The organism is Acidaminococcus sp. BV3L6, assembly GCF_000468835.1.
In the GTDB taxonomy this organism is placed as follows: domain Bacteria; phylum Bacillota; class Negativicutes; order Acidaminococcales; family Acidaminococcaceae; genus Acidaminococcus; species Acidaminococcus intestini.
In genome coordinates, this window is sequence record NZ_AWUR01000032.1 from 26598 (window position 1) to 36324 (window position 9727).

Consider the following 9727-nt stretch of genomic DNA (forward strand, 5'->3'; position numbering starts at 1 on the left):
CATCCTTGCTTTTTTAGATGGATGAAAGGGGGTCATAAAAGCATGACGCATCGCAGCATGGAACGTACCGCAATTTCATGCTGAAGCCCTCCCAAAAATGCTATTGTTCGTCTCATCCTGGAATGATTATAGCGGCATTCCCCGTTACACAAAAACAATGCCGCTATTTTTGCCATCCGCCTGATACGATGTCAGACGAAGATAAGGGGTAAAAGGGCGCTGCACTCCGACCCATCACCGAAAGGACCTACACGCTGCGCAGCTTCAGGCAGCTTTTGCTCTTCTGTCCAAACAAGGGGATGGATTGGCGCTAAGAGGCCAACGTGGCTTCAAAGTGCGTTTCTGTCAAAAAGAAAGCTAAAGGAAAAGGCTTGAAGCCAGAAGAAAAAACGTGACGCTCAGCCCCAAACCAATTAAGCCGTGGAGAACGCTCGCTCACTTCTCCACGGCTTTTTGCTTGAGGCTCCGATCTAGTTTTCTTCGCTTATCCTTTGCAGCTCGTGCAGTCCTTGGTCTGGGGTACAAGGAGTTTCCACAGACAGCCTTCCAGAAGGACGCCTTCATGGGGATTGGTTCCTTCATTCAAGGTCGTTTCAATGACAAAACTCAAAAAGTCCGCTGCATGCTGGACGGCAAGGTTCAGATCCTTCCCGCGCAGGATGTAGGCAAGAAGCGTGCTGGTAAAGATATCTCCTGTACCGCAGGTCCCAAAGGGGAGTTTTGGTACTTCATACTTTTCCGGGAAAAGCTGACTGTCCGTCTGACTGGCAATGGCAATATGGCCGCTGTCCGTAGGAACACTCGTAATGACGATTGCTTTGGGTCCCAGAGAAAGGAGCTTATCGCACAGGGTTTCGAGTTCCTTATCCGTCGGGGGCTTCGCCTGATAGGGTGTATCCGTAAGGAGACAGGCTTCGGTGTAATTGGGCGTAATGAGTGTTGCATGGGAAACAAGCTTTTTCATGGAAGCTGCCATGGTCTCATCAAAAACAGGATAGAGTTTTCCGTCGTCGGCCATGGCCGGATCGACAACAACGCTCTTCCCCCCACCACCAAAACGGCCGATGGCATCAATCACCACATCAACCTGGGCCGAACTTGCCAAAAAGCCGCTGTAAATGGCATCAAAGGAAAGGCCCAGTTCCTGCCACTTATCCATGGACGATGTCATTTCATCTGTAAGGTCCTTACTATGGAACTTGCCATAGGTCAGGTTATTGCTGTAAAGGGCAGTCGGGAAGGGACAGACCTGGCTTCCCAAGGCTGACAGGACCGGAATGGCAGCCGTCAGCGAACAGCGGCCAAAGCTGCAGAGATCATGAATAGCAAGGACGCGATTTATTTTCATGGTGAAAACCCCTTTCTTTTTCCGTGTTTTTCCTATTGTAAGCCTCTTCAGGGCCATTGAAAATGCACGGTTTTCCTCTTAAACCAGCAAAGACCGTGCCTGCTGCAGGATGGGGAAACCCCAATTTTGGGCATAAAAAAAGACATCGCCCAAGCGATGACTCAATATTCCGTATAAAAAATGGTGCCGGGGACCGGAATCGAACCGGTACGGAGATTACTCTCCGAGGGATTTTAAGTCCCTTGCGTCTGCCAGTTCCGCCACCTCGGCAGATTTGAACATCCATTAAAAAAATTGGAGGCGACACCCAGAATCGAACTGGGGATAAAGGTTTTGCAGACCTCTGCCTTACCGCTTGGCTATGTCGCCAACAATTTGGAGCGGAAAACGAGATTCGAACTCGCGACCCCCACCTTGGCAAGGTGATGCTCTACCACTGAGCTACTTCCGCATAAAAAGTGGTGCCTCAGCGCAGAATCGAACTGCGGACACAGGGATTTTCAGTCCCTTGCTCTACCAACTGAGCTACCGAGGCATTGGCGACCCAGGACGGACTCGAACCGACGATCTCCGCCGTGACAGGGCGGCATTCTAACCAACTGAACTACTGGGCCGTATCAGTGTCTTTCGCAACTGACTTGTTTAGTATACAGTAAAACGCCTAATGTGTCAACAAACTTTTTTATTTTTTTCAAAAAGCAGGGAAAGGCCCTTCCTCGTATGGCAGCGGTACGACTTTCACAGGCGACGCGCCAGTCCTACCGTCCCGTTTGCGCTGATCAATGCCGCATCCTGCCACAAAGGTGCTCACGAGGAGGCTCAAAAAAATCAGGGCCATAATCATTCGTTTCATCCCGGTCTCCTTTTTTACATCGTTAGCCTTCCCCTCCGATCCCCTTTCATCAATGCCACAAGGTTTTCTGCCGCCTCCTGTTTGAGCTTTACGAAGGATTCTTCCGTTGCATAGGAAATATGGGGCGTTACGATAATCTGAGGCACACCATAAAGGGGACTTTCGGCAGTAAAAGGTTCGTTTTCCACCACATCAAGGAGCGCGCCTGCAATCGTTCCTTTCTTTACAGCCCCGGCAAGGGCCTTTTCATCCAGAAGACTCCCCCGGCTTGTATTGATGAGATAACTGCCTTTTTTCATAAGGGACAGGACGCGCGCATCGACAATATGCCGGGTATCCGGTGACGCCGCCAGATGAAGGCTCACAAGGTCACCGTTAATAAAGGCCTCTTCCAAGGTCACGGGAATGACGCCGTCTTCCTGCATCTGTTTACTTTTATCGCTGCGATTATAGGCTAGGACGGTCATGCCCATGGCTTTGGCCTTTAGGGCTGTCCTGCGCCCAATATGACCATATCCCGCAATGGCGAGGGTAAGACCTGAAAGGCGGTGCGGTAGGGCGGGAATGGCGCGCACGCCCCACGGGGACTTTTCATTGTGCTTGAGGAACAAAGGCAGGCGGCGCACAAGAAAAAGCGTGCCCATGATGACATATTCTGCAATATCCTCAGATGAGTAAGCGGTCACATTGCGCACGCCAATACCTCGCTTTTGGGCAGCGTCAAGGTCCACGGCTTCATAGCCCGTTCCATAGAGGGAAATGGCTTTAAGGCGGGGCATCTTGCTAAAGACCTCGTCACCAAGGGGTACGTTTACCTGAGCAAGGAGCCCATCCACTGTGCTGCCAAATTCCTCAAGGTCATGCCAAAAATCATAGCAAGAGCGGCGGAACATAACGCCGGGAAAGGCTTTTGTAAGAAGGGATATCTCCACATCGTACGCATTCCATTCCTCATCGATGATCCAAATGACCATGACCGCCGCCCTCCTTTCTTATGCAAAAAATTCCGTGACTAAATCTTCCAATGCCTTCTGATCGCTGGCACCCATTGTTTCACGGGCCGAATGCATGGCAAGGAGCGCCACGCCAAGGTCCATGGTGCGGATCGGTGTAATGGCAGAAGCCATGGAACCAAGGGTGCTGCCGCCTTTGATATCACTGCGGTTGACATAAAGTTGGTAAGGAATATTTTTTCTATCACAAAGTCCCTTAATCACGGCAACCGCCTCCGCATCACCTGCATAGGACTGACTGCATGCCTGTTTGAGAGCCAATCCCCTGCCAAGGACGGGCCGATTTGTGATATCACATTTATCAACATAATTAGGATGGAAAGCGTGGGCCACATCAATGCTCAGCATAAACCCCTTTGCCATATCCTCAAAAAGAGCCTCTTCCGTAAGGTCAAGAGTTTTATAGATACGGTGCAGGGTATTATGAAGGACAAGGGAATTGGCCCCCTGCTTAGTCGTGCTCCCTACCTCTTCGTTGTCAAAAAGACCGATGAGGGCGACACCCTCTTCTGCTTTGCCATTTACAATGCCTTCGAGGCATGCCTTGCAGCTTGTGAGGTTATCCAGACGCGGAGATGACACAAAATCATCATGTAACCCAAAGGTACAGCCATCTTCTGTCGGGTAAGCCGAAAGATCAAAGGAAAGAATATCCTTTTCACAGCATCCGAGCTCTTTTGCAAGGAACTTTTCAAAGAACGCGCTCTCTTTTTCGTCTTCCCCGATAAGGGCTGCAAGGGGTAGGATATCCTTTTGCTTATTCCATTTATAACCATCATTCACTTCCCGATTCATGTGGATGGCAAGACTGGCCATGGTAAGAAGGGGCCGTCCAAAATCAACAAAATGGGTCTTTGGCTGGAAGGGATCTTCTGTCCGTGTCACGATCTTACCGGCAAGGGAAAGGGGCCGATCCATCCAGGTGCTCACAATCATACCGCCATAGCCTTCAATATTGAGCGTGCCATACCCATGGGTCCGTACTTCGGGGGCAGGTTTCAGACGAAAAGAGGGAAAATCCGTATGGGCCGCCGCAAGCTTTAGGCCCCGCGTTCCTTTTTTCCCTGTTCTGAACGCAAGGAGACAGGAATCAAAAACGGTGACAAAATATTTGCCATTGGGTTTCAGCTTCCAATCCTTTTCTTCCTTAAGTTCCGTAAAGCCTGATTTTTCAAGAATAGCCTTGCTGGAAAGGACCGTATGATAGGGAGACGGGCTGGTCTTGATGAAAGAAAGTAGGGATTTGATGGTTTGTTTCATGGGAAATTTCCTCCTTGGTTCTTGCATTGATTTCTGGCACAATGTCTCTTGTTACAGTGTACTTGATTTACGGAGTTTCCTCAATAGGGTTTAGTGATTTACGCAGCGCAGAACCGTCTTTCTGCATTAGAATTACTCAGTTCCCGACTTTATTTAAGAAGCCGCTGGACCTATCTTCGTTAGAGGACCCCCATCATCACGAATTGACTTTTCTTGTAGCAATTTGCAAAATTTTCTGTTAAGATGAGTGTAATTTCATATGGTTCCCCCATTTCTACTCTCATTCCACTAGGAGGTATTCGCAATGAATCAACCCACATCCAGCAAGAACAAAATCCTTACCTGGCAAGCCCTAGGTCTCATGACCTTTTCCTCAGTCTGGGGCTTTGGCAACATCGTCAATGGCTACGCCAATCAGGGACTCAAGGCCGTCGTCAGTTGGATCATCATGTTCACCATCTACTTCATTCCCTACACACTCATGGTCGGTGAAATGGGGTCTACCTTCAAAGACAGCCAAGGCGGCGTCTCTTCTTGGATTCGGTCCACGTCGAGCGCTAAATTGGCTTATTTTGCTGGCTGGACCTACTGGATCTGCCACATGCCCTACTTAGCACAAAAACCACAAAGTATGCTCGTTGCCTTGGGCTGGGCCATTTTTCGCAATGGATCGCTGACAAAAATGATGTCGCCCTTGGTGCTTCAATCCATTGCTCTCATCCTCTTTTTCTTCTTTTTATGGTATGCCTCTCGGGGCATCCGCTCCTTGAAGCACATTGGCGCCCTGGCAGGGTCCACAAAGGTCATCATGTCCTTTCTTTACATCCTTCTGGCCCTCGCGGCTCCCTATATTACAGAAGCCAAGACCTTTACCTATCGCCTTGATATGGAAACCCTCATGCCCACCTTCGACTTTGACTATATGACAACCCTTGCCATCCTCGTCTTTGCTGTTGGCGGCTGCGAGCGTCTTTCCCCTTACATCAATAACCTCAAGAACCCAAGCCGTGAATATCCTCGTTCCATGATTTTCATGACCATCATGGTCTGTGTCACGGCTATTTTGGGCACCTTTGCCATGGGGCTCATGTTTGACCCCCAGAATGTTCCCAAGGACCTCATGATGAATGGTTCCTATTACTGCTTTGCAAAACTTGGCGAATACTACGGCGTCGGTCAAACCTTTGTCGTTATTTTTGCTCTCTGCACCCTCATTGGACAAGCTTCAACCTTAGCCGTTTCCATCGACGCGCCCATCAAGATCCTCCTTGCTGACGTTGATGAAAAGTTCGTTCCTGAACGCTTCCGCAAAATCAACAGCCGTGGAGTTCCTGTTACAGGCTATCAACTGACTGCGCTGCTTGTGGGCATCCTCATCATCGTGCCCGCCCTCGGTATTGGCGATATGACAAGTCTCTACAACTGGCTCATGCGTCTAAATGCCGTATGCATGCCCCTGCGTTACCTCTGGGTCTTTTATGCTTATATGATGCTCAAAAAAAATCAGGATCGCTTCCAATCTGACTATCATTTTGTCAAAAGCGCAGCCCTTGGAAAAATGGCCGGCGCTTGGTGCTTCTTCTTTACGGCCTATGCCTGCTTCATGGGCATGTTCCCTCGCGGCGTGGCAGCCTATTCTCCGGCCTGGACCTTCCAATTTACCCTGAACATCTTGACTCCCCTTGTACTTTTTGGCATTGGCGTCATCCTCCCCTACCTTGCCAAAAAGGAACGGGAAAGACGGGCACAATAACTTTTACGGGGGAACCAAGGAAAGCATCCCATAGGGACGCTTTCCTTCCAATCAGCAACTAAAAAAGGGACTGAGAAAAATGAAGATTGCATTTTTCTCAGTCCCTTTTTGTATTACATCAATAGGCCAGCAGGAAGGAACGGAAGAATTCCACGCTCGCCGGCAGGGCGTCCACAGGAATGTGTTCATTGACCTGATGGGCAGCACCCCACCGATTATCATGGACATGGCCCGTAAATAAAAGGACCGTATCGGTTATAGGCTTATAGTAGCGCGTATCCGTAGCTCCCAGCATGAGAAATGGAATGGCAAGGAGTTCATTGCCATAGACGGCATGAAGGATCTTTGTAAGAAGACGATAGGAATCGCTGTCAGGCGTCGAGGCAGGTACAGGATCCTTGCCAGAAATATGGCGGATCTTGACGCCTTCCGGCAGGAACCCTTGGAGACGTCTTTCGACCGATTCCACTGTATCGCCCTGCAGGATGCGGACACTAAGTCCCACAGCGGCATGACTGGGCAGTACATTAGGCTGGGTACTTGCCTGGGCCATGGTAAACGCTACCGTCGTATGAAGCATGGCATCAAGGGCAGGATCTTCCTGCGCAAGAGTACAGAGGGCTTCAAAATGCCCTTTCGGATCAGCGTAAATGCTGCGTACCGGTTCTTCCTTTAAGGGAGCCGTCGCTGCGAGCTGTGCTTCTACAAGCGGCGTCAAGCGATAGGGAAACGGATGGGCTTCAATGGCAACCACCGCCTTTGCGACAGCGCCCAGGGCCGTGCCATTGCCTGGCTTGCTCGAATGCCCGCCCTTGCGGTCACAGTAGATTTCGTAGTTGACGGCCGCTTTTTCGCCAAGACCGATATGAGCGGCAAGACGGCCGCCAGCTTCCGGGAAAAGTCCGCCCCCTTCATCAAGGATGGTACCAATATGGACACCCTTTTCCGCTAAATGGTCCACGAGGCGCTGGGCTCCGTCCACATCATTTTCAAGATACACTTCCTCACTGTAGCCCAAAGACAGGTAGAGGTCGTAATCAGGCCGGAAGCCTTCGGCAAAAAGGGATTCCAAGGCTTCCAATTCACTAAGGACCAAATGTTTGCAGTCCGTCGTGCCCCGGCCATAGACCGAGCCATCAAGGAGAAGACCTGAAAACGGATCATGACTCCATTGGCTGCGGTCCCCAATCTCCACCACATCCTGATGGCTCATGAGAAGAAGCGGCTTTTTTGCGGTCTCCTTGGGATGATAATGAAACTGGAGACCAGCCCGGCCCACGCGGTCCACTTCCATCACTTCATAGACATGGGGATAAAGCGTTTCAAAGAGCTTGTGGAGTTTTTCAAATTCAGACCAATCGACTTTGTTAACGTCGGAATTTGAGACCGTCTTCATTTGGATCATTTGGGAAAGATGGTCGGCAAGGATTTCTTTTGTTGGTACGGTCATCTTGGCAGCTCCTTTCAATGATTACCACGCAGGAACAAGGGCTCCTTTGGCTTTTTCGTTGATATAGTTCTTAACGGCATCTGTTTGGAAGATCTTGACAAATTTCACATAGGTGGGATTATCCTTATCTTCTTCACGGGCAGCAATGATATTGACATAAGGACTCGTATTGTCTTCCTTGGCAATAGCAAGGTTCGGGTCAAGTTTGGCTGAATTGGCGTAGCCGGCATTGATGACAGACGCTGCCGTATCATCCAGGCTGCGCGGCAGCTGGGCCGCTTCCAGTTCAAGGATCTGCAGGTGTTTCGGATTGTCCGTAATGTCGTTGACCGTCAGATCGGAGGCCTTGACGCCGTCTTTGACTTTGATAAGGCCAAGCTTGCTCAGCATCAGGATGGCACGGCCGCCATTTGAAGGGTCATTTGGAATCGCAATCTTATCGCCATCTTTCAGTTCCTTGATATCCTTGATCTTGGTCGAATATAGTTTCAAAGGAGCCAAGTAGGTCTTGCCAATGGAGACCAGCTTCGTGCCGTTTTTCTTGTTGAAGGCATCAAGGAAAGGACCATGCTGAAAAGAGTTCAGGTCGATTTCCTTTTGGGCAAGTGCCTGGTCCGGTGTTACATAATCAGAAAAGACCTTCAGCTCCACATCAAGGCCCTGTTTTTTGGCTTCGTCCTTGACAAACTCCATGATTTCTTCCGAGTAACCCGGCGTAATGCCTACAACGATCTTTTTCTTTTCTTCCGGCGCCTTTTCCGTCTTCTTTTCGCCGCCGCACCCAGCTAGGAGTGCAGCCGCTGCAAAGACCGCCAGAGTCCCTGCCGTCAGTTTTTTGAGGTTCATTGTGCATCTCTCCTTTTTTCCTCTCCATCGACAAGCAGTAAAAAAGCGCCATCTATACAGATGACGCTGACCTTCGTTTGAACGCTCATCTGCCAAGCCGCATGGCCTGTTGGAATTAGCACCTTCCCATTCGGGGGTTGCCGCAGCTTCATAGGGCCAAATCCCTCTGCTGCTCTCGATGAAGGGTTGTTAACGGGTATGAGTTTACATTTTTGACGAACAATTGTCAAGAAATTCCTATTTCCGTAGTATAATTTCTTATTTTTTCTCTCTTTTTGTATGTTTTGATACAACAGCATCGAAGTTTTTCTGTAAAAAGAGGATTATTGTGCGGAAAACCCTGCCTCCATCAGCAGGGTCCTTGCCTTTTCATAGTCTTTTTCAGGCACATCGATATAGTAGAAATTGCGGTCGATCTTGCCTTGGGGACCAAAATCCCGGATATCAAGCTTGGCTCCGCAGCCGCAGATGGGGGCCTCACCGGGAAGCTCCGTTACGGAAAGCTTCAGGCCCGCCTCTTTAAGAAGGGCTTGGGCTCTTTTCCATTCCTCTTTTTTGCCACGTTCCTTATAGATGAGTTTTTCTCTAACAAAAAGTCCCATGACACGCGTCTCCCTTCCCCCTATTCATAATCAAATAAACCGTCATTTTTTTCTTCCAGCGCCTTGATTACATGGTAGGCAAAAGCATTATAGGGCGTGGGGATGCCAAGGGCTTCTCCCATTTCCACCATACGGCCGCACAGCATATCAATTTCTGTATGGCGGTGGTGATCCAGATCCTGCAGCGTAGAATGGCGCACGGCAGGGCTCTCGCTCTTGGTATAGCCCGCACCCTTGCCATTTTTCCCCGGTTCCAGGATAGCCGTATGAAGACTGATTCCCTTGGCTTTTGCCACGAGGACAACCTCTTCTTCAAGCCGTTCCTTCAAAAAACGCACGTGTTCGGAATCAGCATAGGCCCCGGTTCCGCAGCCTACAATCGCTTGAGGGATATTTTGGCCAATATTGAAGAGGAACTTGGCCCAAATATCACTTTCGATGGTGCGGCTCATATGGGTCAAGAGCGGAGTCCGTGCGAAAAAGGCCTTCAGGGCTTCAAGCTGTACCTCATCCCGTTGTGACAGGGGCGCAGGTTTTCCATAGTAAAGTCCCCGGATACCTTGAGGTTCCTTGAAAGTCACTTGATCGATTCCCTCTTTTCC

General features: G+C 49.8%; 9 protein-coding genes, 5 tRNA genes and 1 riboswitch. Of the genes, 1 reads left to right on the forward strand and 13 read right to left on the reverse strand.

Going from position 1 to position 9727, the window contains the following annotated elements:
* Positions 1–484 precede the first annotated feature (484 nt).
* From HMPREF1246_RS06070 to HMPREF1246_RS06105, 9 genes are all read right to left on the reverse strand, one after another.
* Complete coding sequence (locus tag HMPREF1246_RS06070; RefSeq protein WP_035224472.1) at positions 485–1348, reverse strand: pyridoxamine kinase; 864 nt, start codon at positions 1346–1348, stop codon at positions 485–487.
* Positions 1349–1529: 181 nt separating this feature from the next.
* Positions 1530–1618, reverse strand: a tRNA-Leu gene (locus HMPREF1246_RS06075).
* A gap of 25 nt (positions 1619–1643) precedes the next feature.
* A tRNA-Cys gene (locus HMPREF1246_RS06080) sits at positions 1644–1717 on the reverse strand.
* A gap of 7 nt (positions 1718–1724) precedes the next feature.
* Positions 1725–1799: transfer RNA gene (locus HMPREF1246_RS06085), tRNA-Gly, on the reverse strand.
* An 8-nt stretch (positions 1800–1807) separates the two neighbouring features.
* A tRNA-Phe gene (locus tag HMPREF1246_RS06090) sits at positions 1808–1883 on the reverse strand.
* A gap of 2 nt (positions 1884–1885) precedes the next feature.
* A tRNA-Asp gene (locus HMPREF1246_RS06095) sits at positions 1886–1962 on the reverse strand.
* A 77-nt stretch (positions 1963–2039) separates the two neighbouring features.
* Complete coding sequence (locus HMPREF1246_RS10585) at positions 2040–2201, reverse strand: hypothetical protein (RefSeq protein ID WP_014128337.1); 162 nt, start codon at positions 2199–2201, stop codon at positions 2040–2042.
* Between the two features lie 14 nt (positions 2202–2215).
* Positions 2216–3175, reverse strand: a complete 960-nt coding sequence (locus HMPREF1246_RS06100; protein WP_009014796.1) for a C-terminal binding protein — start codon at positions 3173–3175, stop codon at positions 2216–2218.
* Between the two features lie 18 nt (positions 3176–3193).
* Positions 3194–4474 (reverse strand): M18 family aminopeptidase, encoded by a 1281-nt coding sequence (locus tag HMPREF1246_RS06105; RefSeq protein WP_014128336.1) that lies wholly within the window; start codon positions 4472–4474, stop codon positions 3194–3196.
* A 304-nt stretch (positions 4475–4778) separates the two neighbouring features.
* On the opposite strand from HMPREF1246_RS06105, the gene HMPREF1246_RS06110 reads away from it, so the two are divergent.
* A complete protein-coding gene (locus HMPREF1246_RS06110; protein ID WP_021736991.1) occupies positions 4779–6227 on the forward strand; it encodes an APC family permease in 1449 nt (482 codons plus the stop codon).
* Between the two features lie 118 nt (positions 6228–6345).
* Here HMPREF1246_RS06110 and HMPREF1246_RS06115 read toward each other — a convergent pair whose 3' ends face one another.
* The 4 genes from HMPREF1246_RS06115 to HMPREF1246_RS06135 all read right to left on the reverse strand — a co-directional run.
* Complete coding sequence (locus tag HMPREF1246_RS06115) at positions 6346–7677, reverse strand: M20/M25/M40 family metallo-hydrolase (RefSeq protein WP_021736989.1); 1332 nt, start codon at positions 7675–7677, stop codon at positions 6346–6348.
* A gap of 21 nt (positions 7678–7698) precedes the next feature.
* On the reverse strand, positions 7699–8523 hold the full coding sequence (locus tag HMPREF1246_RS06120; RefSeq protein WP_014128335.1) for a MetQ/NlpA family ABC transporter substrate-binding protein: 825 nt from the start codon (positions 8521–8523) through the stop codon (positions 7699–7701).
* Between the two features lie 82 nt (positions 8524–8605).
* A riboswitch (SAM riboswitch) is annotated at positions 8606–8708 on the reverse strand.
* A 138-nt stretch (positions 8709–8846) separates the two neighbouring features.
* Complete coding sequence (locus HMPREF1246_RS06130; protein WP_009014801.1) at positions 8847–9125, reverse strand: hypothetical protein; 279 nt, start codon at positions 9123–9125, stop codon at positions 8847–8849.
* Positions 9126–9145: 20 nt separating this feature from the next.
* Positions 9146–9727: ketopantoate reductase family protein (locus tag HMPREF1246_RS06135; protein ID WP_035224462.1), on the reverse strand; the 582-nt coding region annotated here is incomplete at its 5' end.

Excerpts from the sequence above, each read along its gene's own strand:
- HMPREF1246_RS06070 (WP_035224472.1), bottom strand. The coding sequence starts at position 1,348 with ATGAAAATAAATCGCGTCCTTGCTATTCATGATCTCTGCAGCTTTGGC.
- HMPREF1246_RS06115 (WP_021736989.1), bottom strand. The coding sequence starts at position 7,677 with ATGACCGTACCAACAAAAGAAATCCTTGCCGACCATCTTTCCCAAATG.
- HMPREF1246_RS10585 (WP_014128337.1), bottom strand. The coding sequence starts at position 2,201 with ATGAAACGAATGATTATGGCCCTGATTTTTTTGAGCCTCCTCGTGAGC.
- HMPREF1246_RS06100 (WP_009014796.1), bottom strand. The coding sequence starts at position 3,175 with ATGGTCATTTGGATCATCGATGAGGAATGGAATGCGTACGATGTGGAG.
- HMPREF1246_RS06105 (WP_014128336.1), bottom strand. The coding sequence starts at position 4,474 with ATGAAACAAACCATCAAATCCCTACTTTCTTTCATCAAGACCAGCCCG.
- HMPREF1246_RS06110 (WP_021736991.1), top strand. The coding sequence starts at position 4,779 with ATGAATCAACCCACATCCAGCAAGAACAAAATCCTTACCTGGCAAGCC.
- HMPREF1246_RS06120 (WP_014128335.1), bottom strand. The coding sequence starts at position 8,523 with ATGAACCTCAAAAAACTGACGGCAGGGACTCTGGCGGTCTTTGCAGCG.
- HMPREF1246_RS06130 (WP_009014801.1), bottom strand. The coding sequence starts at position 9,125 with ATGGGACTTTTTGTTAGAGAAAAACTCATCTATAAGGAACGTGGCAAA.